Raw genomic sequence first — 22,145 nt, 5'->3', positions numbered from 1 at the left:
CCGCCTGCGCGGGAATGACAATAATTGGTTGATTTTAAATGAAAAAACATCAGTTTTTATCGAAGGGTTTATGTAGGAAAGACAGGTGTCTACCTGTCTCTTAATCACATCTGAAAGATCATGAGACTTAGCGAAAGTTCTGTCATCCCTCTTCCTTCTGTCATCCCCGCGCAGGCGGGGATCCAGTGACTTTAGAGAAAGACTGCACGGAAAATGAGGAACAAAATGAATCCGGTTGATTGCTTTCATCCCGTGCTCAGTGGATTCCCGCCTGCGCGGGAATGACGATAATTGGTTGATTTTAAATGAAAATATGTCGTTTTTTTTTCGAAGGATTTATGTAGGAAAGACAGTCCATTGAGCGGGCTTTCGAAAGTGGTCGGTGAAGAGGGATTCATTCGCGGCAGGCTTCCGTGCGACGACGGGCTTCCGCACCCGACCCGATCAACCACTTGATAACCATAGATAATCACAGATTCTGCGCATACAAAAAAACCCGCTCATTGAGCGGGCTTTCGAAAGTGGTCGGTGAAGAGGGATTCGAACCCCCGACCCTCTGGTCCCAAACCAGATGCGCTACCAAACTGCGCTATTCACCGAAATGTCTTTGCTGTATCAACAGTCTTAATAACGAGATTTGCTTCTTTTGAAAGTATAACCCTTACTATTCAGGTTACTCAAACCGCGTTTTTGAATTCGTGGTCGGTGAAGAGGGATTCGACGCGGCTGGGCTTCCAGACCCCGACCCGATTTACTTCTACCAACCTTCAGCTTGCAATACTGCAAGCCTAAAAGAACTGGTCGGTGAAGAGGGATTCGAACCCCCGACCCTCTGGTCCCAAACCAGATGCGCTACCAAACTGCGCTATTCACCGATAATTTTCTGAAAGACCTGAAATCACATTGCCTTTCGAGGTGGCCTATAATACTGGCAAATTTGGCAAACGCAAGAGGGAAGGAAGTAAAATTTCCTTTCTTTTGATTACTTGATGAGTAAATCATCACTTTGAGCAGGGTTTATTGCCCAAACCACAAAAAACACACCCAATTGATGGAACCTTGTCCGAGATTGATCCAGATCATCTGCGTTGCAACCCCCTTAAACTAAGATTGCAACTAGTTTCCATACAGCAGAGGACATCACATGGAATTTTGGCTTGATTTACTCTTCGGTAACCCGGTCGGTTTGTCGTCAATGATTGTGATTTTCGGTGCGTTGGGGCTGATGATCTTTTATGGCGGCTATTTCGTCTATAAAGTCATGAAAGCTGATTCACAACAGTAAAATTTTCCGTTATCTCCAATCTTCATTGAATCCTGCGGACACTGACAGGCTCCCAGGATTCTTTTTTTTCCCAGCCAGCCACGTATAATTCTTTTAAAGTCCGCAGTAAAAACAGCTCACCATGTCAGATCAAAACGAACTGGATCTGTTCCGTGAAATGATGGCTGATGTCGCCCCATTGGAACAAGACACCGTACTTACAGAGAAAAAACACCAGATTACAGAGACACAGCTTGCCCGTCAGGTTGCAGCCCAAAGCCTGTCCGACAGTGACCCTGAATATCTGTCATTAGATTATGCTCAGATGGTCAAACCCGATGATATGCTGGATTTCAAGCGCGATGGCGTACAGGATGGTGTGATTCGCAAATTGCGTCTGGGTAAATATGACATTCAGGCCCGCCTCGACTTGCACCGGAAAACCCTGAAAGAAGCCAGAGATGAAGTCCTGAGTTTCCTGAAACAATGCCAGCGCATGGATATCCGAACCGTGCTGATTGTGCACGGTAAAGGGGAGCGCTCTACCCCGCCAGCACTGATGAAAAGTTTCGTCGCTTCCTGGTTAATCCAAATCAGTGATGTGATGGGCTATCACTCAGCACTGCGCCAGCACGGTGGGAACGGTGCCCTCTATGTCATGCTGAAGAAAAGCCCGGAACGTAAACTGGAAAATCGGGAACGACATCAAAAACGGATGGGTTAGGCCGACTTTTTAAGCCAGCCAGACCACACGCAGGGCCAGCATCAATAAGACCACGCCAGACAGACGGTCTATCAACTGTGCCCGGCTGCGTAATTTTTCCAAAACCGCAGGCCGGGATAAGATCAGCGCAATCAGCGTATACCAGAGCCCGTCCACCAGCAGCGGTGTCGCCACAATAATCGCGCGATCACTAAATTGACTGCCAACAGCGACGAACTGACTGAAAAGGGCCAGGAAAAACAGCGCCAGCTTCGGATTCAGAATAGAAATCATGATGCCATCTCTCGCCGCTTCGGCCAGACTGGCCGATGCTCCGGCAGCAAGCTTCGCCGCGACGCCGCCTTTGGAGCGCAGCGCGTTTATCCCCAAATAAGCTAAATAGGCAGCACCCGAATAGGTGATCACCTGAAACAGCAACGGCGACTGTTTCAGAACGACCGCGAGTCCGAGTAAAGTCAGTAAAGCATACACCCCCACCCCAAACGCGTGTGCCCAGGAGGTTGCGATCCCATGCAACTTTCCGCCTGACAAACTGTGCTTGGCAACAACAGCCAGACTCGGTCCCGGAGACATTGCACCCAACATGCAAATCATCAGTAGTGAAAGCCAGATCGTGAAAGTCATTCTGTCTCCTATTCGCCCTTCTCGGCTCTGTATCAAGGTTCGTCTCGGGGGTTATTTGGCCAGTGCTGCCAGCTTCCCACCTGTCAGTTGCAGTAAGTCAACGGGTGTCAGTTCAATTTCCAGACCACGGCGTCCGGCACTGACACAAATGGTCTCAAATATAGTGGCCGATTCATCCAGAAAGGTCGGCAGCCGCTTTTTTTGTCCTAACGGGCTGATCCCACCGACAATATAGCCCGTAGTTTTCTCCGCAATCGCCGGATCAGCCATATCGGCTTTCTTCGCACCGGCCGCTTTTGCCGCCGCTTTCAAATCCAGCATGCCGGCAACCGGGACAATCGCAACCGCCAGTTGTTTAGGATCGCCATTGCAGGCAAACAACAGCGTTTTGAAAACTCTTGCCGGATCCTGCCCCAGGACTTCAGCCGCTTCCATCCCAAAGTGACTATTGTTGGGATCATGCTGATACTGATGAACTTTGTGGGCAATTTTGTGCTTTTTGGCTAGATTGATTGCGGGTGTCATCCTGTCCTCCGAGATCGTTCGCTCCTCACTATATCGAACAGGTCTCATTTCGCCAAGGCACCTGCGAGACTGACAATCATAAAAAAAGCTCACCTAAGTGCATAGGTGAGCCTGTATTCAACGACCGTCAGTGCAAATTAACGGTAAACAATCTCGCCCTTTGGTTCAAAAGTATCAACGTTCACCGGACGGTTGGCTTCCAGATAGTCTTTCAGCACTTCAGCATCAACAAAGCCTGTATTCACGTAGCCTGAGTGATCCGTCAGTTTAGGGTAACCGTCGCCGCCAGCGGCATTAAAGCTCGGTACTGTGAAACGGTATGACTTGCTCGGAACCAAAGCTTTGCCGCCGATCATCACATTGCTGACTTTTCCGTTCTTCACATCCATATGAATGCCATAGAACTGTGCATAAGCACCTGAGTCAACCGGCTTCGTTGCCACAGCGTTCAGATAATCAAGTACTTCAGCGCCTGTCATATCCGTGTAAGTCACCATGTTGCCGAACGGCTGGACTTTCAGGACATCTTTGTAGGTAATGGCACCCGCCGGAATCGAATCACGTACACCACCGGAGTTCATGACCGCGAAGTCCGCTTTTGCACGCTGCATATGCGCTGCAGCAATCAAGCGTCCCAGATTCGTCTGCTTGAAACGCACCACATTACGATCACCTTCCAGCTTGCCGTTCGACTCAGAAATTTGAATGTTCAGCTGCGCCTGACCACGCTCCTGATAAGGGGTCAGGAAGGCTTTCACCTCAGAGTTTTGAGCAATTTCCTTCTCAACAAACACGCGTTGTGAAGAACCGTCAGCCAGTTTGATTTTTTTCTTGAGGTTCACCGGGATCAGGTCGTAGCTCACCAGATTCAGCTTACCGTTCTTGAATTCAAAGTCAGCACGGCCCACATATTTGCCCCACTCGTGCGCCTGAACGATCCAGGTACCATTCTGCTGATCCGGCTTACAGTCGTCGCCAGGCTTGAAGCCAGCATTGGCGACGTTCGGCGCTTCCATACACACCGGCTCCTGCGAGTGGCCACCGACGATCAAATCCAGATCACCCGGCTTCATATAGCGTGCCAGCGCAACATCACCCGGGGCATTTACACCACGGTTGCCATTCACATAATGACCCATATGCGTTGCGGCAATAATCACGTCTGGATGCTCAGTCTCTTTCAGCTCGGCAATCAGTGCTTTGGCTTCTGATTTCGGATCGCGGAACTCAATGCTCCCGATGTATTCAGGATTCCCGATTTTGGCCGTATCTTCTGTCGTCAGACCGATCACGGCGATCTTGAGCCCTTGCTGTTCAAAAATCTGGTAAGGCTGGAACAAGCGTTTGCCTGTCGCCTTGTCATAAATATTGGCAGACAGCATTGGGAAGTTCGCCCAGCCTTCCTGCTTGCGCAGTACATCCAGCGGGTTATCGAACTCGTGGTTACCAACGGCCATCGCGTCGTAACCCAGCATGTTCATCCCTTTAAAATCTGGCTCCGCATCCTGGAGATCAGACTCTGGCACCCCGGTATTAATATCACCGCCAGAAAGTAGCAGGCTCGTACCGCCTTCTTCAGCAACTTCTGCACGCAACTCATCCAGCAAAGTCTTACGGGCAGCCATGCCATACTCGCCGTTGCGGTTGGTCCAGAAACGGCCGTGATGATCGTTGGTATGAAGAATTGTGAACTTATAGGTCTGGTCTTGCTGCCAGCCGGCAACCTGATCCTGGCTAGCACATCCTGCCAGAGCCAATAGCAGTCCCGCAGACAAGGCAGTACGGGTTAACAGTTTTGTCGTCATTTCATCACCTTACACAGTCTACTTTCATGGCGTGCCGCCCTCCGTGATGGTGGCAGTGCCCAAAACGGTGTTCAGTGTAAAAGATTCAATGACGACGTGGCAGGTGATTTCACCAGAGTGTTAAATTGATCACTATGCAATCGATATCATTTTTTAGTTTTGAAGGAGATACCGGCAAAAACATGTCAAAAATGGGCAGCATTTCTCAAAATAAGAAACGAAATTCAGTCTATCGCTTATCGTGAAAATCAATTTTTGATCATTTTAACGATTTGGCAGAGGGATAATTCGTTGAATATGCGTGGATTATGCTTTTTAGGCAAACTTTTATCTCAATATGCACCACATATTAGTCACATCTAATATTTAAGTTTATTTAATCAACAGTCGTATTACTATAAGGAATTCAAGTGTTGCTACCCCACATTTGTCACACTTTTTGTGCAACATGATGAGCAAACACCGTTATTAGTTTCCGTTCCATCCACCGAGACCCACAATGAAACTGACCCTAAAGCAAAAACTCATCGGTGCCAGCTTATCTGCTGTCGTGGTTATGGCAACCACGCTGACCTGGCTGGCCGCAAACCAACTCAACGAGCAAACACAGGAAAGTATTTTCAGCCGCGCTGACAGCCTGAGCAAAACGGCCACCAAAGGGATCGGTGACTGGATTAATATTCGACGTAGTATTACCGGGGCGATTAAACCTTATGTGGAATTGGCCGAGCCAGTCCCTTACCTGCAACAAGCCCGTGACGCGGGTGGATTTGCTTTAACCTACTTCGGGACACCAACAGGCAAAATGGTTCGCTCAAATCCGGAACGAAACCGTGCAGGCTATGATCCTCGCGTACGCCCTTGGTATATTGCAGCCCAATCAACCAGTCAGCCCGTCATTACCTCGGCATATCATGACGCAATCACCAATGCGCTTCTCGTCACACTGGCTGAACCCGTCCTGCAGAACGGCCAACTGACCGCTGTCGTCGGTGCTGATGTTCTGATTGATCAGCTCATCTCTGATGTAATCAGCCTGGATGCCGGTGAAAATGCGTTCGCCATGCTGATGAACACCCAGGACAACACCTTCCTGGCTCACCCGAAGAAATCTCTGCTGCTCAAATCCATCAATGGATACAGTCAGGAACTGAGTATCAGCGATATCCAGGAAAGCGTTAATTCCCACAAAATTATCAACGTGCCCGTTAATGGTGAAGACAAGCTGTTGTACTTTACTAAAGTGCCGGGTACGCCTTGGGTTTTCGGCCTGGAAATGGACAAAGACACCGAAGAAGCCAGTCAGAGCGAACTGCTGACCCGACTGATTCTCACCTCGATTGTCATTACCCTGGCTGTTCTGGCCGCCGTAGCCTGGCTGGTGAGCTATCTGTTCCGTGATCTGGGCCGAGTGTCTGATGCACTGGCAGAAATTGCGACCGGTGAAGGCGATCTGACTCAACGACTGGAACCTCGCAGTGATGATGAAGTCGGCCAGCTGGCCCACAATTTCAACCGCTTTGTCGGCAATATGCATGGCATGGTCATGCGTCTGCGCGATGTCTCTCAGTCACTGAATGCTCAGGCGCATCAAACCGCTTCTCAGGCTGAAGAACGCAGCACCCGGATTCGTCATCAGCAAGATGAAATCAACATGGTGGCTACGGCCATCAATGAAATGGCAGCGGCAACGCAGGAAATTTCCGGCAATGCTGACAACACAGCCCGCACATCCACAGAAACTGTGGAGGCCGCGGAACATGGTGCGAAACAGGTTGAACAAAGCCAGCATTCGACCACCAGCCTGGCCGGTGAAGTGGAAACCGCAACCGATGTGATTAGTGAGCTGAACCATCATGCCCAGAGCATCAACACCATTCTGTCAACCATTCAGAATATTGCCGAGCAGACCAACCTGCTGGCACTGAATGCAGCCATTGAAGCAGCCCGTGCCGGTGAGCAAGGTCGCGGCTTCGCCGTGGTTGCCGATGAAGTGCGTGTTCTGAGCCAGCGGACGCACGCTTCAACTCAGGAAATTCAGCAGATGATTGAAACGCTGCAACAGACCACAGGTCGCGCCGTCGGTATTATGGGTGACAGCCGTCGTCTGGCAGAAACCAGTGTGGATGATGCCAATTCAGCATCCGCCAGTCTGACTCAGATCATTTCTGCGATTACCAATATCAGTGATATGGCCACTCAGATTGCTTCTGCTGCGGAAGAGCAGTCTTCTGTGACTTCTGAGATCACCCGCAATACAGAAGGCATTCGTGATGTGTCGAACGAACTGGCTCAGGAAGCTGGTGAGGCGGCACAGCAGGCGGCGCAATTGTCCGACCTGTCTCATGAACTGCAACAGGAAATCGGCCGCTTTAAGCTGTAATCCTCAGCTCAGACAGCGCAGATTCATAAAGACCAACAAAAACACCCCAAACGGGGTGTTTTTTTATGTCTTATGTCAGGCGATTCAGATTCATGCCGTCACGGCAATTCGCTGCTGATGCTTCACAAACACCGCAATCATGGCACTCGCAGCAAGGAAGAAACAGTAGTAAGAATGGCTGACCACAGTCAGTGGAGATAAGCCAAATACCGAACCCAGCAACAGCCCCTGTGCGCCGTACGGCAGAATGCCCTGAATCACACAAGAGAAAATATCCAGCAAGCTGGCGGAACGGCGCGGCGTCACGCCATTTTGCTCAGCCAGTTCACGCGCCACACCGCCGGCAACAATAATGGCCACGGTATTATTTGCCGTGCACAGATTCGTCAGACTGACCAGTCCGGCGATCCCCAGCTCACTGGCTTTCTGAGACTGTTCACCCTTCGCCTGACGACTCAAGCCACCAATGATTCGGTTGATCAGTCGTGTCAGAAAAGCCAGCCCGCCCTGACGGCGCATCAACTCACCCATCCCGCCAATCAGCATGGAAAGCAGGAAAATTTCCTGCATGTTGCCAAAGCCCGCGTAGATGTCTTGCCCCCAGTTTGCCAGTCCGTAGTCAGGCACAGACAGCAAACCTACCCCTCCAGCAAGCATCAGTCCAAGACTCAGCACAACAAACACATTCAGTCCGGCCACGGCCAGTACCAGAATCGTGATATATGGCAGCACTTTCAGCCACTCAATACTGGTCACCGCAGGGGCTTGTGTCGGGGTCGATTCAAACAAAAACAGCAGAATCGCTGCAATGGCCGCCGGGAGCGCAATCGCGATATTTTCACGGAATTTATCCCGCATTGCACATCCTTGAGAGCGGGTGGCCGCAATGGTGGTATCTGAGATAATTGACAGGTTGTCACCAAACATCGCACCACTCAGGACCACACCAGCAGTCAGCGCTTTATCCAGACCTGCAGTATCCGCGATACCTAAGGCAACCGGTGCGACAGCAGCAATGGTGCCCATCGATGTACCCATAGCCGTTGCAATCAATGCCGCAATGACAAAAATACCCGGCAGAATCAGGCTGGATGGTAACAACGACAAGCCGAGGTTGACGGTCGCATCCACACCACCGGTTGCTTTCGCGACGGCCGCAAAGGCGCCAGCAAGCAGGTAGATCATACACATCGCAATAATGTCGCTGTGTCCCACGCCCCGCATGAATTGTTCAATACTTTGATTGAGCCTCTCTTTGCTCAGCAAAATCCCGACCAGCACCGCAGGGAGTGCAGCGACGGGCGCTGGCAACTGATAAAAAGCAAAATCAACGCCCTGCCAGGTCAGGTAACTCCCGACGCCAATGAACAGCGCCAGAAAGACAGCGAGTGGCAATAACGCCACAGCAGAGGGAACGATGGTTTCCGAAGAATGTTGTGTTGAATCGTGCGACATGATCACTACAGCATATTATTTTGAATTGGTCGCATAGCCTAAGACTTACATCCACACGTGTCAACTTCTAGACGTCTAAACATCTAAATATGCATTTAATTGAAAAACTTTCAATAAATCGAATTGTCTGCATCCATATTCGCATAGAGTAAACAGTTGAATATGCAACGTTTATCGCTATACGACAAATTTTTATCCTGCCATTCGTCAATTATCAGTCGCATTAGGCATTAAATTTCCATATACAACAGTCGTATAGCTATATAGAATTCCCAGGATTATTTTTCCTCATTTGTCACATTTTTTGTGCAACAAATGAGAAAAAATCAACACCAGCTTCCGTTCCATCCATCGAGACTCACAATGAAACTGACCCTAAAGCAAAAACTCATAGGTGCCAGCTTATCTGCCGTCGTGGTTATGGCAACCGCGCTGACATGGCTGGCTGCAAATCAACTTTACCAACAAACCCAAAACAGTATTTTCAGCCGCGCTGACAGCCTGAGCAAAACCGCAACCAAAGGGATCAGTGACTGGATCAATATCCGGCGCAGCGTGACCAGCGCCATCCAACCTTACGTGAAATCCACCGACCCGGTTCCATTTCTGCAACAGGCCCGAAATGCCGGTGGTTTTGACGAAATTTATTTTGGGACACCAGCCGGGGAAATGTTCCGCTCTTATCCGGAACGAAACCGTGCAGGCTATGACCCTCGCCAGCGTCCTTGGTACATTGATGCCCAATCGGCGAACAAACCAATCATCACCACGGCTTACCGTGATGCCATTACCAATGCCCTGCTGGTGACTTTAGCTGAGCCCGTGAAACAGAACGGTCAGCTGATCGCCGTGATCGGCTCGGATGTACTGATTGATCAGCTGATTTCTGATGTTATCAATCTGGATGCGGGTAAAAATGCCTTCGCCATGCTGATTAATACGCAGGATAATACCTTCCTGGCCCACCATGATCAGAATCTGTTGCTGAAACCTGTCATCAACTACAGCCAGGATCTAAACATCAGCGACATTCAACAGGCTGTTGGTCGTGACACCATCATCCATGAATCCATCAACGGTGTGGACAAGATGCTTTATTTTGCAGCAGTCCCGGGTACGCCTTGGATCCTTGGCCTGGAAATGGACAAGGCCACGGAAGAAGCCAGTCAGAGCCAGCTACTGACTCGCCTGATCATCACCTCAATCATCATTACTCTGATTGTTCTGGCAGCCGTTGCCTGGCTGGTGGGCTTTCTGTTCCGCGATCTGGGCCGTGTTTCTCATGCACTGGCTGAAATTGCAACCGGTGAAGGTGATCTGACACAGCGTCTGGAACCACGCAGCGATGATGAAGTCGGCCAACTGGCCCATAACTTCAACCGATTTGTCGGTAACATGCACGGCATGGTGACCCGTCTGCGTGATGTCTCTCAGTCGCTCAGCTCTCAGGCACATCAGACCGCCTCTCAGGCTGAAGAACGCAGTACCCGCATCCGTCATCAGCAGGATGAAATCAATATGGTGGCTACGGCCATCAACGAAATGGCTGCAGCAACGCAGGAAATTGCCGGTAACGCCGACAATACGGCACGCACGTCAACCGAAACGGTTAAAGCCGCTGAACATGGTGCCGAGCAGGTTGAACAAAGCCAGTCTTCAACCACCAGTCTGGCCGGTGAAGTGGAAACCGCGACCGATGTCATCAGTGAACTGAACCATCACGCGCAAAGCATTACCACCATTCTGTCGACCATTCAGAACATCGCAGAACAAACCAACCTGCTCGCCCTGAATGCTGCGATTGAAGCAGCCCGTGCCGGTGAACAGGGCCGTGGGTTTGCCGTAGTTGCCGATGAAGTTCGTGTCCTGAGCCAACGCACACATGACTCAACTCAAGAAATTCAGCAGATGATTGAAACACTGCAACAGACCACAGGTCGCGCCGTCGGCATTATGGGTGACAGCCGTAGCCTCGCGGAAACCAGTGTGGATGATGCCAATTCAGCGTCTGCCAGCCTGATTCAGATCATCTCGGCGATTACCAATATCAGTGATATGGCCACACAAATTGCTTCGGCCGCTGAAGAGCAGTCTTCAGTCACTTCAGAAATTACTCGCAATACAGAAGGCATTCGTGACGTGTCGAACGAACTGGCACTGGAAGCCGGTGAAGCAGCACAACAGGCGGCACAACTGTCTGAGCTGTCACACGAACTGCAACAGGAAATCAGCCGCTTTAAGCTGTAATCCATCCGGCCCTGTCGTCAGGACAGGACGGGTCAAACGATGAAAAAAGGGGGTGTCATCAGACACCCCCTTTTATGATTTTCGGAACAAGACATTTTTGTGTTCTGCTGTTCGAAACAACAGCCATGACGACACAATTACTGGATTTCGATCGGCTCGAAGCTTTTCACCAAATCATCCAGCTGTTTGATCTGATTCAGGAAAGGTTCCAGCTTATCCAGTGGGAAAGCTGACGGACCATCACAACGCGCTTCATTCGGATTCGGGTGCGCTTCCATAAACAGACCGGCAATGCCTGCAGCCATCCCGGCACGCGCCAGCGTCACCGTCTGCTCACGACGACCGCCAGAAGCTGCCCCCAATGGATCACGGCACTGCAGTGCATGGGTCACATCAAAGATGATCGGGCTGCCTTTCGACGCTTGTTTCATCACATCAAAACCCAGCATGTCCACAACCAGATTATCGTAGCCATGCAGCGCACCGCGCTCGCACAGAATGATCTGGTCGTTATGACACTCTGCAAACTTCTCGACGATGTTACCGACCTGACCCGGACTCATGAACTGCGGTTTCTTCACATTAATCACAGCACCGGTTTTCGCCATCGCTTCAACCAGATCGGTCTGGCGCGCCAGGAAAGCCGGCAGCTGAATCACGTCAACCACTTCAGACACCGGTTGGCACTGATACTGCTCGTGAATATCCGTAATGATTTTCACCCCGAAGGTATCTTTCAGTTCCTGAAAAATTTTCAGGCCTTCTTCCATACCCGGACCGCGATAAGAATGGACCGAAGAACGGTTTGCTTTGTCGAAGGAAGCCTTGAACACATAAGGAATGCCCAGCTTTTCTGTCACTTTGACATAGTGCTCACAGATCTGCATCGCCAGATCGCGCGATTCCAGAACGTTCATACCGCCAAACAGCACAAAGGCTTTGTCGTTAGCGACCTCGATGTCACCAACACGAACCACTTTCTGTTGCATGCTTCTACTCTTCTTTTCTGTCAATTTGTTCAGACCACTCAGTGCAATACCTGCGTCTGCGCACTCAGGACTTTCACCTGAAGCTTCAGCAGTTCTGCTGCCGGATCTTCCGGGCACTGCTCAATGAAATAGGTATAGTCCATTGCCGCTGCATGACTGCATTCCAGTTGCTGATAAATATAGCCCCGGTCACGGATTTCATGGGGATCACCCGGGCGCAACAGTAAAGCCAGATCGCTGCAACGCAGTGCGTCAGCATACTGTTCTTCACGGAGTAAGGCACTTTTCAGGACGGTCAGCCAGCGGGCAAGCACATCGGTATGGCTGGTGGCTGTCAGATAACTGTCCCGCCACGGTGCCAGCGGGCCTTTATGGCCTTTCAGCCAGGCACCCAGCGTTTTTTGGCTGACAAACTCACCATCAAACGGGTTGATAAACTGGGTCTCTGCATCCGGCCAGTCAACACGCAGGATATACTGAGTCGGAAAAGCAACACCGGATACGGGCAATTCGAGATGCTGCGCTATGTACATGAAAACAGCGCCCAGGCTGACTGGGATCCCTTTTCGGCGTTCCAGCACCTTATCCAGACAGGCATTCTCTGCCGCATAGTACTGGTTGCGATCACCACTGAATCCCCAGTCGTGATAAAACAGGCGGATCAAACCTTCCAGACGCAAATGCGAATTCGTTTCATGCATCAAGGCAGCTTCTGCTTCTTTCACCAGTTTGCTGAGTTGCAGTCGTACCCATTGCGCAGGAAATCCAGGCTCCAGATCCATCATCAGATCAATGGCACCTTCGACCAGAGTCACCGCTTCGTAATCTCGGCTTTCTTCGTTGAACTGCATCTGTCTTACCCCAGCATTGGCAGTTTTGTTACGGCCAGCTTACCAGCCATCGCCAACCAGCCCAGGGCTCCCAGGAATGCGAAGGTCTTGAAGACCTTATTTTTGCCATATTTCAGGGCAAAGAAACCTAAAGCAATATAAGCCAGAACACAGGTCAGCTTTTCAGTCAGCCAGCCTGCACCCGCAGTAAACGGAATAAAGCCAGTGTACAGGATCAGCGCAATGCCGCTCAGCAGCAGGAAAGTATCCACCACATGCGGGGTGATTTTCAGGACTTTTTTCTGCAGCAGTGCTGAATCAGCCATCATCAGGCCAAAACGAGCGACAAACAGCAGGACGCTCAGGGCGATAATCGTTAAATGAAAATGTTTCAGTGCTATGTACATCTGGTTTTTCTCTTTATCGTTTCCTTCGAATGATGCCAACCTGATCGTGATGATCAGACAGACCAGCAGCCTAAGCTTACTCTGTCTTGGCCCGCATAATCCTGAACGGTCATCACTTGTTGATAACCGAGTTGTTCAAAAATATCCCGAACGGCTGCGCCTTGCTGGTAGCCATGCTCCAGCAGTAACCAGCCCCCCGGGGTCAAAAACAGTCTGCTTTGTTCACAGATATGGCGAATATCCGCCAGACCTGCGTCTTCTGCCACCAGTGCTGTTCGCGGTTCAAAACGAACATCCCCCTGATTCAGATGCGGATCCGCTTCATCAATATAAGGGGGATTACTGACAATCACGGCAAAGCGCTCATCCGCTGACAACGGACTGAACCAGCTGCCGCACAGAATTCGGGCATTTGTGATCTGCAGACACTGACGGTTCTCTTCGGCCAGTGCTGCGGCTTCCGGGCGGACATCAATACCAGTGAACCGGCAGTCCGGCCGCTCCGAGGCCAGAGACAAAGCAATCGCGCCTGTCCCGGTCCCCAGATCGAGCACGGCTGAGTTGGCTGGAATTTTTTCCAGCGCGACTTCAACAAGACGCTCTGTATCCGGACGTGGGATAAGGGTATGGGGTGCAACTTTGAATGGCAACGACCAGAACTCACGCTCACCGACAATGTACGCGACCGGTTCACCGGCCTGACGACGGGCCAGCAACACTGAAAATGCATCCAGTTCTGCATCCGTCAGTACTTTTTCCGGCCAGGTCAGCAGATAGCTGCGCGGCTTGCCAAGCACATCACAGAGCAACACTGCCGCATCAATGTGCGGACTGTCTGAGCCTGAAGCCGCCAGTTGTGCTGCGGCCTGCTTCAGGGTCGTGTCAATCGAAGGGTTCATCAGTTCTGATCAGCCATGGCCGCCAGCAGATCGGCCTGATGCTCCTGCAAGACAGGATCAATCAGACTGTTCAGTTCGCCTTCCATCACTTCATTCAAACGGTAAAGCGTCAGGTTAATCCGGTGATCAGATACCCGGCCTTGTGGGTAGTTATAGGTCCGGATACGGTCGGAACGATCACCCGAACCGAGCAGATTCCGGCGCGTGCTGGCTTCTTCAGCCTGACGCTTTTCTTCCTCGGCTTTGATAATCCGGGCGGCCAGAACCGACATGGCCTTCGCTTTGTTCTTGTGTTGAGAACGCTCATCCTGACATTCAACCACAATGCCCGTTGGCAAGTGAGTGATCCGGATGGCGGAATCAGTGGTGTTGACGTGCTGACCACCGGCGCCGGATGCGCGGAAAGTGTCAATTTTCAGATCGCCAGCATTGATTTCAGGGATTTCCGCTTCTGGAATTTCCGGCAGAATCGCCACGGTACAGGCAGAGGTATGCACGCGTCCCTGAGATTCTGTCGCAGGTACCCGCTGAACCCGATGACCACCAGACTCAAATTTCAGCACACCGTAAGCCCCGTCACCGCTGACTTTCGCGATCATTTCTTTATAACCGCCATGCTCTGCCGGGTTCGCACTCATCACTTCAACCCGCCAACGGCGACTTTCGGCAAACTTACTGTACATACGGAACAGATCGCCGGCAAAAATACCCGCTTCATCACCGCCGGCACCGGCCCGAATTTCAATGAAGCAGTTACGCTCATCATTCGGATCTTTGGGCAACAACAACACCTGCAGCTCATCTTCCAGACGCTCAATATCGCTTTTGGCTTGCTTGATTTCATCCTGCGCCATTTCGCGCAGTTCCGGGTCGTCTTCTCCCGCCATTTCTTCGGCAGTGGCCAGATCTGACTGTGCCTGCTGGTAGGCACGGAAACAGGTGCTGACTTCCTCAAGCTGCGAATACTCCCGAGACAAGGCACGGAATTTATCCTGATCAGCAATGATTGCAGCATCACCCAGCAAATGCTGCACTTCCTCATGGCGTTCAACCAGGGATTCTAATTTCGCTAAAATGGACGGTTTCATCATGTTTACAACATCAGATCCTAATCACGACCCGTCCATGCCCTATTGGCATGGCGTGTCAGAAAATAAAACAGTATACGTATCCGGCAGCAAACGGCCCGGTTACTCTTTCAGGACATCCAGCCCCAGGGTTTCACGAATTACAGCCAGTTTTTCCGGCTCGCCATCTTGCGCAGCCTGCTGCATTGCTTTGGTCGGTGCATGAATGAGCTTGTTCGTCAGCCGGTTACTGAACTCTGTCAGCACTTTCTCCGGTGAAGTGCCATTGGCCAGCGCCTGCAGGCTCCGGCTCAGCAAATCATGTTTCACTTCATCGGCATAACACCGATACTGGCGGATACTGTCGACCGCTTCCAGTGACCGCAACCAATGCATGAAGGCTGCACTTTCCTCACTGACAATCGCCTCAGCCTGAATCGCCGCCACTTTTCGCTGCTCGCGGTTCCGTTCCACAATACTCTGCAAATCATCCACCGAATACAGATAAGCATCTTCCAGCTCACCGACCTCAGGTTCAACATCCCTTGGCACCGCAATATCAACCAGCAACATGGGCTGATGGCGACGGGTTTTCAGAGCCTTCTCAACCATGCCCTTGCCAACAATTGGCAGCGGACTGGCTGTCGCACTGATCACAATGTCTGCCCGGTGAATATGATCCGGGATCTCTGGCAGGCTGATCACATCCGCGCCAAATTCATCGGCCAGCGTCTGTGCTCGCTCTAGCGTCCGGTTAGCAATGATAATCTTGCGACAACCATGTTCGACCATATGGCGAGCCACCAGCTCCGTGGTCTCACCGGCACCGATGAGCAGCACACTCGCTTTGCTCATCGATTCAAAAATTTGTTTTGCCAGGGTACAGGCTGCAAACGCCACCGACACCGCATTGCCACCGATATCGGTCTCTGTCCTGACCCGCTTTGCCACCGAGAATGCTTTCTGAAACAGTTTCTCCAGCATGCCGTGCATGACTTCATGCTTTCTCGAATCTGAGTAAGACTGCTTCACCTGCCCCAGAATCTGCGGCTCTCCCAGTACGAGGGAATCCAGACCACATGCCACACGCATTAAATGACGGACCGCCGCCTGCTCCTCATGGAAATACAGACTCGGCATCAGTTCTTCGGCAGGCAAATCATGAAAGCGGCTCAGCCAGTCAATCATGACACCCGGGCCGGTGTGTGAAACATCGCAATAGATTTCCGTCCTGTTGCAGGTAGAAACGATCACACCACTGTTCACTTCCGGGTGCTGTGCCAGTGTCTGTAGGGCTTCGGTCAATTTTTCCGGCGAAAAGGCAACACGCTCACGCAGATCAACAGACGCTGTTTTGTGATTGATTCCTAATGCAAGCAAGGTCATGGAGATGGTGTTACCTACTTCTCGATGATAAAGATCCAGCGGCGCATTTTACTTGATGCCCCTGCGTAATAAAAGGATATGACTCGATTCTGTCTGCCGGAACACGTTTTCTTGGGGACCAGCGGCGATTCAAAAACTGACTTTACCGACAATTTTCACAAATGTCATGAACCGAAAGCGGGCAGATTCTGAAAATAAAGTCATGCTATGATAGCGCTTTGATGTATTTCTAAATGAAGAAAAAACAAGTCATTCAGCACGCGCTGATATTTAGGGGAAATTTATGCAAAAGGCGATTTCGCCGCTCTCTGCGCGAACAGAAGGCCTGACCACCGGACAGCGTTTGCTCCGGTTGCTCCGACCAGCTCGCGCTTTATTGACGGGAAGCCTGCTCATTCTGTTGGCCGGCTGTACAATCACCCCCAAAACCAGCCCGATCGCAACCGACTGGGAAACACACCAGAAAGCATTATCTGCTATTTCTGCCTTTCAGGCGAACGGTAAGCTGGGCTATATCAGCCCAGAGCAACGCTTTACAGCAAACCTGAGCTGGAAAACCAATACCGGTTCTGATCACTTGTTGCTCACCAATTTTTTAGGCACGACCTTACTGAAACTCGACAGTCAACCAGGCCGGGCCATCTTGATCGACAATGACGGAAAACGTTACCAGGGGAGCGATCCTGCACAACTGGTGCTGTCTCTGACTCATATTGCTCTGCCGATTAACCAGATGCGTGACTGGCTGCTGGGATTACCCACAGATGCCGACACCTATCAGCTCAACACGGAAAACCGCGTGGCTTATCTGGCAAAACAAGTGGGCGGACAACTCTGGCAGTTGGATTATCACGATTATGATGAAAGCGTTTCCCCTGCGTTACCCAGTAAACTGGTGCTTTCACAGGGTGATAAACGGATCAAACTGGTGATCAGCCGCTGGCAGACTCAAAAATAACAGACACAGACTTCCATGATAAACACACAAACGACAAGCTGGCCGGCGCCCGCTAAACTTAATTTGTTTCTGTACATTACTGGCCAGCGCCCCAATGGTTACCACGAACTGCAAACCTTATTTCAGTTTCTGGATTACGGGGACACCTTATCCATTACTCCGCGCAAGGACGATATCATCACACTGACGCCAGCCGTTGAAGGTGTCGCGCTGGAGGAGAATCTGATTTACCGGGCAGCAGATGCATTGCGCAAAAAAGCCGGCATTACCGCGGGGGCTGATATTGGCATCCAGAAAGTACTCCCCATGGGCGGTGGCTTGGGTGGCGGCTCTTCAAATGCCGCAACAACCCTGGTCGCGTTAAACTTTCTCTGGCAAACCGGGTTCAGCCCCGATGAACTGGCCGAACTCGGGCTGGCACTGGGTGCTGATGTGCCCGTATTCGTCCGTGGCTTCAGTGCCTTTGCAGAAGGGATTGGTGAGCAGTTACACCCGGCTGAACCCGAGGAAAAATGGTATTTAGTGGTCAAGCCTGAGGTCAGTATTGCAACGGTGGATGTATTCACGGCACCTGATTTAACGCGAAATACACCGAAACGCCAGTTAAATGTGCTGTTGGACAGCAAATACGAAAACGATTGCGAAAAAATCGTGAGAAGAATTTACCCTGAGGTTGATAAGGCGCTTTCGTGGCTGTTAGAATACGCGCCGTCGAGATTGACCGGCACTGGCGCTTGTGTTTTTGCTGAATTTAGCTCTCAGCAAGCGGCTACTGCAACCCTGAAAAAACTACCCGACTGGCTGCGTGGTTTTGTCGCGAAAGGGGTGAATCAGTCACCTTTGATGACGGCCCTGCGTCGACATACTGCAGAAAGTCAGTCAATACAACTTGGACGCAACTGAGGTTTACCCCGTGCCTGATATGAAGCTGTTTGCTGGTAACGCTACACCAGAGCTAGCCCAACGCATCGCTGACCGTCTTTACATTTCACTAGGAGACGCGACAGTGAACCGTTTCTCCGATGGTGAAGTCTGTGTTCAGATTAATGAAAACGTCCGCGGCAGCGACGTCTTTATCATTCAATCGACTTGCGCCCCAACCAACGATAACCTGATGGAACTGGTGGTGATGATTGACGCTCTGCGTCGCGCTTCCGCTGGCCGTATCACCGCTGTTATCCCTTATTTCGGCTATGCCCGCCAAGACCGCCGCGTCCGCTCTGCTCGTGTTCCTATCACGGCTAAAGTTGTTGCTGACTTCCTGTCAAACGTCGGTGTTGACCGCGTCCTGACTGTTGACCTGCACGCCGAACAGATCCAAGGCTTCTTTGATGTACCGGTAGACAACATCTTCGGTTCTCCTGTGCTGCTGGAAGATATGCTGGCGAAGAATCTGGAAGATCCAGTAGTCGTTTCTCCGGATATCGGCGGCGTTGTCCGTGCCCGTGCAACGGCAAAACTTCTGGACGACACGGATATCGCGATCATCGACAAACGCCGTCCACGTGCCAACGTCTCTCAGGTCATGCACCTGATTGGTGATGTTGAAGGCCGTGACTGCATCATCGTTGACGACATGATCGACACCGGCGGTACACTGTGTAAAGCTGCCGAAGCACTGAAAGAGCGCGGCGCTCGTCGTGTGTTTGCCTATGCAACCCACCCTGTTTTCTCTGGCAATGCGCCTGAAAACATCAGAAATTCAGTGATTGATGAAGTCATCGTGACAGACTCAATCACACTATCGCAAGCCATGCTGGATACCGGCAGAGTCTCTGTACTGAGCCTGTCAGGCATGCTGGCTGAAGCGATCCGTCGTATCAGCAACGAAGAGTCCATCTCTGCGATGTTTGAGCACTAATCGCTCAGACAACTGAACGACACGCAACACGCCTCGCCCAGTGCGAGGCGTGTTTGTTTTTATTTATCTCCGCAGCAGTGTTAACATAGCGCGCGTTTTGATCCCGATGACATAGAGAGACCAGCGTGAGTCAAAAAATCCGTTTACTGGTTGGCCTGGCAAACCCAGGTCCGGAATATGCCAAAACCCGCCATAACGCAGGTGCCTGGGTGGTAGAAGAGCTGGCCAGGATCCACAACATCAGCCTGAAAAGCGATCCAAAATATTTTGGTCTGACAGGCCGGATCCAACTGAACGGTGAAGATCTGAGATTGCTGATCCCAACAACTTTTATGAATTTGTCGGGTAAATCGGTTTCTTCGCTGGCGAATTTCTTCCAGATTACACCAGAAGAAATTCTGGTCGCGCACGATGAGCTGGATCTGCCACCGGGAGTGGCAAAGTTCAAACAGGGTGGCGGCCACGGGGGTCACAATGGGTTGCGTGATATCATCAGCAAATTGGGCAACAACAAGAATTTTTACCGTCTTCGGGTCGGCATTGGCCATCCCGGAGACAAGCACAAAGTGACTGGCTTCGTATTGGGCAAAGCCCCGGTCGGCGAACAATCGATGATTGACGCTGCGGTTGACGAATCCGTTCGCTGCCTTGATATCTGGCTGAAAGACGGCCTGACCAAGGCACAAAACCGGCTTCATTCTTTCAAAGCCGAGTAAGTTTAATCTGACTTTTTCACCATTCCGCCCGAAAGCGGGATACCGGAAGCATCACTAAAGGGTTTCAAGCCATGGGTTTTAAATGTGGTATCGTGGGCCTGCCGAACGTAGGTAAATCCACTCTTTTCAATGCATTGACGAAAGCAGGAATCGAAGCGGCGAACTTCCCTTTCTGTACGATCGAGCCAAATACAGGCGTCGTGCCTGTGCCGGATCTGCGTCTGGATAAACTGGCTGCAATCGTCAATCCTGAGCGCATCCTGCCAACAACCATGGAATTCGTAGATATCGCGGGTCTCGTTGCTGGTGCTTCCAAAGGTGAAGGTCTGGGAAATAAGTTCCTGGCGAACATCCGTGAAACAGATGCGATTGGCCATGTCGTTCGCTGCTTTGAAAACGACAACATCGTGCACGTTGCCGGCAAGATCAACCCATTAGATGATATTGAAATCATCAACCTTGAACTGGCACTGGCCGATTTGGACACCTGTGAGCGTGCGATTCAGCGCCAGGCGAAACGTGCCAAGGGCGGTGACAAAGATGCCAAATTTGAAATCGCGGTTCTGGAAAAAATGCTGCCAACGCTGACTGAAGGTGGTATGGCTCGTTCAGTTGAGCTGAGTAAAGAAGAAAAAGCTGCGATCGATTATCTGAACTTCCTGACACTGAAGCCAACGATGTACATCGCAAACGTCAGTGAAGACGGTTTCGAAAATAACCCGCACCTGGAAATGGTGATTGAGCACGCCAGCAAAGAAAATGCCGTGGTCGTTCCTGTTTGTGCTGCGATTGAATCTGAAATTGCTGAACTGGACGATGCTGATCGCGAAGAATTTCTGGCTGATCTGGGCATTGAAGAACCGGGCCTGAACCGTGTGATTCGTTCAGGCTACGAGCTGCTGAATCTGCAAACTTACTTCACTGCGGGTGTGAAAGAAGTTCGCGCCTGGACCATTCCTGTCGGTGCAACGGCACCTCAGGCTGCCGGTAAGATCCATACCGACTTTGAAAAGGGCTTTATCCGTGCCGAAGTCGTCGGCTATGAGCACTTTGTGGAGTTCAACGGTGAAAGCGGTGCCAAAGAAGCCGGTAAATGGCGTCTGGAAGGTAAAGATTACATCGTCAAAGATGGCGATGTGGTCCATTTCCGCTTCAACGTCTGATAGATGACGAAAAATGAACACATCAAGGCCGGCATTTGTCGGCCTTTTTTTGCCCACGAAGAAAGATTGATCATTTTTTGCCCGCCAAATCACTGACCTAGCATGGCAATCGGTCATTTCGTCCAAATAACCATCGAACAGGCAGATTTTCAGGGGATTCTTAAAAAAACTATTGACGCTCCAGACAGGGATAAGCATAATGCGCCCCGTTCCCGAGACAGCGCCTGACGAAAAGGCAACAGTGAAAACTGGCTGAATCGGTTCGGATGGCTACGTAGCTCAGTTGGTTAGAGCACATCACTCATAATGATGGGGTCACAGGTTCGAATCCCGTCGTAGCCACCATTCTCACGCTAAGTGAGAAACAAGATGTCATTCCACGCGGTGGTGGCGGAATTGGTAGACGCGCTAGCTTCAGGTGCTAGTGTCCGCAAGGACGTGAGAGTTCAAGTCTCTCCCTCCGCACCAATGACATCTAGCCTTTGAAGAAAGGCAACAATATGCGGAAGTGGCGGAATTGGTAGACGCACCAGATTTAGGTTCTGGCGCCGCAAGGTGTGAGAGTTCAAGTCTCTCCTTCCGCACCATTTAGGGCTATCGCCAAGCGGTAAGGCAGCGGCTTTTGATGCCGCCATCCCCTGGTTCGAATCCAGGTAGCCCTGCCATATTCAGCAACGTAGGCTTCGGTCGGCGTTGATACAAAATTGTTGGCTACGTAGCTCAGTTGGTTAGAGCACATCACTCATAATGATGGGGTCACAGGTTCGAATCCCGTCGTAGCCACCATAATTTGCCCAAAAGGCAAATCGTTCACCCGGATATTGCGGTGGTGGCGGAATTGG

20 protein-coding genes and 7 tRNA genes are annotated in these 22,145 nt (G+C 51.0%); 14 read left to right on the top strand and 13 right to left on the bottom strand.

What is annotated here, in order from left to right; translation table 11 throughout:
• From EA58_RS22020 to EA58_RS14990, 3 genes are all read right to left on the bottom strand, one after another.
• A partial coding sequence (locus EA58_RS22020) for a hypothetical protein (protein ID WP_235199624.1) occupies positions 1 to 249 on the bottom strand: 249 nt, incomplete at its 3' end.
• Positions 250 to 522: 273 nt separating this feature from the next.
• A tRNA-Pro gene (locus EA58_RS14995) sits at positions 523 to 599 on the bottom strand.
• Positions 600 to 798: 199 nt separating this feature from the next.
• A tRNA-Pro gene (locus tag EA58_RS14990) sits at positions 799 to 875 on the bottom strand.
• 269 nt (positions 876 to 1,144) lie between these two features.
• Between EA58_RS14990 and EA58_RS21405 the strand changes: the two genes are divergently transcribed.
• Both EA58_RS21405 and smrA read left to right on the top strand, forming a co-directional pair.
• Positions 1,145 to 1,285, top strand: a complete 141-nt coding sequence (locus tag EA58_RS21405) for a DUF3149 domain-containing protein (RefSeq protein ID WP_036754542.1) — start codon at positions 1,145 to 1,147, stop codon at positions 1,283 to 1,285.
• 121 nt (positions 1,286 to 1,406) lie between these two features.
• Positions 1,407 to 1,988, top strand: coding sequence for a DNA endonuclease SmrA (gene smrA / locus EA58_RS14980; RefSeq protein ID WP_036754541.1), 582 nt, complete (start codon positions 1,407 to 1,409; stop codon positions 1,986 to 1,988).
• 9 nt (positions 1,989 to 1,997) lie between these two features.
• Here the strand turns inward: smrA and EA58_RS14975 are convergent, their stop codons facing one another.
• The 3 genes from EA58_RS14975 to ushA all read right to left on the bottom strand — a co-directional run bounded on the left by EA58_RS14975 (position 1,998) and on the right by ushA (position 4,942).
• Complete coding sequence (locus tag EA58_RS14975) at positions 1,998 to 2,612, bottom strand: LysE family translocator (RefSeq protein WP_036754539.1); 615 nt, start codon at positions 2,610 to 2,612, stop codon at positions 1,998 to 2,000.
• Between the two features lie 51 nt (positions 2,613 to 2,663).
• Positions 2,664 to 3,137, bottom strand: a complete 474-nt coding sequence (ybaK, locus tag EA58_RS14970; protein WP_036754537.1) for a Cys-tRNA(Pro) deacylase — start codon at positions 3,135 to 3,137, stop codon at positions 2,664 to 2,666.
• 137 nt (positions 3,138 to 3,274) lie between these two features.
• Positions 3,275 to 4,942: a bifunctional UDP-sugar hydrolase/5'-nucleotidase UshA gene (gene ushA / locus EA58_RS14965; protein ID WP_036754536.1), complete on the bottom strand. Its 1,668-nt coding sequence runs from the start codon at positions 4,940 to 4,942 to the stop codon at positions 3,275 to 3,277.
• A 499-nt stretch (positions 4,943 to 5,441) separates the two neighbouring features.
• Here ushA and EA58_RS14960 point away from each other — a divergent pair, with 499 nt between their 5' ends.
• Complete coding sequence (locus tag EA58_RS14960) at positions 5,442 to 7,325, top strand: methyl-accepting chemotaxis protein (protein WP_036754534.1); 1,884 nt, start codon at positions 5,442 to 5,444, stop codon at positions 7,323 to 7,325.
• Positions 7,326 to 7,415: 90 nt separating this feature from the next.
• On the opposite strand, the gene EA58_RS14955 is transcribed toward EA58_RS14960, so the two are convergent.
• Positions 7,416 to 8,780, bottom strand: a complete 1,365-nt coding sequence (locus tag EA58_RS14955; RefSeq protein ID WP_036754532.1) for a Na+/H+ antiporter NhaC family protein — start codon at positions 8,778 to 8,780, stop codon at positions 7,416 to 7,418.
• A gap of 363 nt (positions 8,781 to 9,143) precedes the next feature.
• Here EA58_RS14955 and EA58_RS14950 point away from each other — a divergent pair, with 363 nt between their 5' ends.
• Complete coding sequence (locus EA58_RS14950; protein WP_036754529.1) at positions 9,144 to 11,027, top strand: methyl-accepting chemotaxis protein; 1,884 nt, start codon at positions 9,144 to 9,146, stop codon at positions 11,025 to 11,027.
• A gap of 137 nt (positions 11,028 to 11,164) precedes the next feature.
• Here the strand turns inward: EA58_RS14950 and kdsA are convergent, their stop codons facing one another.
• The 6 genes from kdsA to hemA all read right to left on the bottom strand — a co-directional run bounded on the left by kdsA (position 11,165) and on the right by hemA (position 16,605).
• Positions 11,165 to 12,016, bottom strand: a complete 852-nt coding sequence (gene kdsA / locus EA58_RS14945; protein ID WP_036754527.1) for a 3-deoxy-8-phosphooctulonate synthase — start codon at positions 12,014 to 12,016, stop codon at positions 11,165 to 11,167.
• Positions 12,017 to 12,054: 38 nt separating this feature from the next.
• A complete protein-coding gene (locus EA58_RS14940) occupies positions 12,055 to 12,867 on the bottom strand; it encodes a SirB1 family protein (RefSeq protein ID WP_036754524.1) in 813 nt (270 codons plus the stop codon).
• 5 nt (positions 12,868 to 12,872) lie between these two features.
• Entirely contained in the window at positions 12,873 to 13,253 is a 381-nt protein-coding gene (locus EA58_RS14935) for a SirB2 family protein (RefSeq protein WP_036754523.1), read from the bottom strand.
• Between the two features lie 53 nt (positions 13,254 to 13,306).
• A complete protein-coding gene (gene prmC / locus EA58_RS14930) occupies positions 13,307 to 14,152 on the bottom strand; it encodes a peptide chain release factor N(5)-glutamine methyltransferase (protein ID WP_036754521.1) in 846 nt (281 codons plus the stop codon).
• Positions 14,152 to 15,240 carry a peptide chain release factor 1 gene (gene prfA / locus EA58_RS14925; RefSeq protein WP_036754544.1) on the bottom strand — a complete coding sequence of 363 codons (1,089 nt, stop codon included), beginning with the start codon at positions 15,238 to 15,240 and terminating at the stop codon, positions 14,152 to 14,154. Before prfA ends, prmC begins: the two co-directional genes overlap by 1 nt.
• 102 nt (positions 15,241 to 15,342) lie before the next feature.
• Positions 15,343 to 16,605, bottom strand: coding sequence for a glutamyl-tRNA reductase (hemA, locus tag EA58_RS14920; protein WP_036754518.1), 1,263 nt, complete (start codon positions 16,603 to 16,605; stop codon positions 15,343 to 15,345).
• 283 nt (positions 16,606 to 16,888) lie between these two features.
• On the opposite strand from hemA, the gene lolB reads away from it, so the two are divergent.
• From lolB to EA58_RS14870, 10 genes are all read left to right on the top strand, one after another.
• On the top strand, positions 16,889 to 17,563 hold the full coding sequence (gene lolB, locus EA58_RS14915) for a lipoprotein insertase outer membrane protein LolB (RefSeq protein ID WP_081819703.1): 675 nt from the start codon (positions 16,889 to 16,891) through the stop codon (positions 17,561 to 17,563).
• A 15-nt stretch (positions 17,564 to 17,578) separates the two neighbouring features.
• On the top strand, positions 17,579 to 18,466 hold the full coding sequence (gene ispE / locus EA58_RS14910; protein ID WP_036754515.1) for a 4-(cytidine 5'-diphospho)-2-C-methyl-D-erythritol kinase: 888 nt from the start codon (positions 17,579 to 17,581) through the stop codon (positions 18,464 to 18,466).
• A gap of 10 nt (positions 18,467 to 18,476) precedes the next feature.
• Positions 18,477 to 19,424: a ribose-phosphate pyrophosphokinase gene (locus EA58_RS14905; protein ID WP_081819702.1), complete on the top strand. Its 948-nt coding sequence runs from the start codon at positions 18,477 to 18,479 to the stop codon at positions 19,422 to 19,424.
• Positions 19,425 to 19,549: 125 nt separating this feature from the next.
• Entirely contained in the window at positions 19,550 to 20,140 is a 591-nt protein-coding gene (gene pth, locus EA58_RS14900; protein WP_036754509.1) for an aminoacyl-tRNA hydrolase, read from the top strand.
• Positions 20,141 to 20,211: 71 nt separating this feature from the next.
• A complete protein-coding gene (gene ychF, locus EA58_RS14895) occupies positions 20,212 to 21,303 on the top strand; it encodes a redox-regulated ATPase YchF (RefSeq protein ID WP_036754506.1) in 1,092 nt (363 codons plus the stop codon).
• Positions 21,304 to 21,571: 268 nt separating this feature from the next.
• Positions 21,572 to 21,648 (top strand) — tRNA-Met (locus EA58_RS14890).
• A gap of 36 nt (positions 21,649 to 21,684) precedes the next feature.
• A tRNA-Leu gene (locus EA58_RS14885) sits at positions 21,685 to 21,771 on the top strand.
• 34 nt (positions 21,772 to 21,805) lie between these two features.
• Positions 21,806 to 21,890, top strand: a tRNA-Leu gene (locus EA58_RS14880).
• Between the two features lie 3 nt (positions 21,891 to 21,893).
• Positions 21,894 to 21,968 (top strand) — tRNA-Gln (locus tag EA58_RS14875).
• A gap of 44 nt (positions 21,969 to 22,012) precedes the next feature.
• Positions 22,013 to 22,089: transfer RNA gene (locus EA58_RS14870), tRNA-Met, on the top strand.
• Positions 22,090 to 22,145 lie beyond the last annotated feature (56 nt).

Origin of the sequence: Photobacterium galatheae (genome assembly GCF_000695255.1) — a bacterium.
Taxonomy (GTDB): domain Bacteria; phylum Pseudomonadota; class Gammaproteobacteria; order Enterobacterales; family Vibrionaceae; genus Photobacterium; species Photobacterium galatheae.
This window is presented reverse-complemented; position numbering and strand designations above follow the sequence as displayed.

What these genes read in the sequence shown, in the direction of transcription:
- prmC (WP_036754521.1), bottom strand. Translation starts at nt 14,152, where the DNA reads ATGAACCCTTCGATTGACACGACCCTGAAGCAGGCCGCAGCACAACTG.
- hemA (WP_036754518.1), bottom strand. Translation starts at nt 16,605, where the DNA reads ATGACCTTGCTTGCATTAGGAATCAATCACAAAACAGCGTCTGTTGAT.
- EA58_RS14955 (WP_036754532.1), bottom strand. Translation starts at nt 8,780, where the DNA reads ATGTCGCACGATTCAACACAACATTCTTCGGAAACCATCGTTCCCTCT.
- prfA (WP_036754544.1), bottom strand. Translation starts at nt 15,240, where the DNA reads ATGAAACCGTCCATTTTAGCGAAATTAGAATCCCTGGTTGAACGCCAT.
- ybaK (WP_036754537.1), bottom strand. Translation starts at nt 3,137, where the DNA reads ATGACACCCGCAATCAATCTAGCCAAAAAGCACAAAATTGCCCACAAA.
- EA58_RS14935 (WP_036754523.1), bottom strand. Translation starts at nt 13,253, where the DNA reads ATGTACATAGCACTGAAACATTTTCATTTAACGATTATCGCCCTGAGC.
- EA58_RS14940 (WP_036754524.1), bottom strand. Translation starts at nt 12,867, where the DNA reads ATGCAGTTCAACGAAGAAAGCCGAGATTACGAAGCGGTGACTCTGGTC.
- ushA (WP_036754536.1), bottom strand. Translation starts at nt 4,942, where the DNA reads ATGACGACAAAACTGTTAACCCGTACTGCCTTGTCTGCGGGACTGCTA.
- EA58_RS14950 (WP_036754529.1), top strand. Translation starts at nt 9,144, where the DNA reads ATGAAACTGACCCTAAAGCAAAAACTCATAGGTGCCAGCTTATCTGCC.
- ychF (WP_036754506.1), top strand. Translation starts at nt 20,212, where the DNA reads ATGGGTTTTAAATGTGGTATCGTGGGCCTGCCGAACGTAGGTAAATCC.
- EA58_RS14975 (WP_036754539.1), bottom strand. Translation starts at nt 2,612, where the DNA reads ATGACTTTCACGATCTGGCTTTCACTACTGATGATTTGCATGTTGGGT.
- kdsA (WP_036754527.1), bottom strand. Translation starts at nt 12,016, where the DNA reads ATGCAACAGAAAGTGGTTCGTGTTGGTGACATCGAGGTCGCTAACGAC.
- lolB (WP_081819703.1), top strand. Translation starts at nt 16,889, where the DNA reads ATGCAAAAGGCGATTTCGCCGCTCTCTGCGCGAACAGAAGGCCTGACC.
- ispE (WP_036754515.1), top strand. Translation starts at nt 17,579, where the DNA reads ATGATAAACACACAAACGACAAGCTGGCCGGCGCCCGCTAAACTTAAT.
- smrA (WP_036754541.1), top strand. Translation starts at nt 1,407, where the DNA reads ATGTCAGATCAAAACGAACTGGATCTGTTCCGTGAAATGATGGCTGAT.
- EA58_RS14960 (WP_036754534.1), top strand. Translation starts at nt 5,442, where the DNA reads ATGAAACTGACCCTAAAGCAAAAACTCATCGGTGCCAGCTTATCTGCT.
- EA58_RS21405 (WP_036754542.1), top strand. Translation starts at nt 1,145, where the DNA reads ATGGAATTTTGGCTTGATTTACTCTTCGGTAACCCGGTCGGTTTGTCG.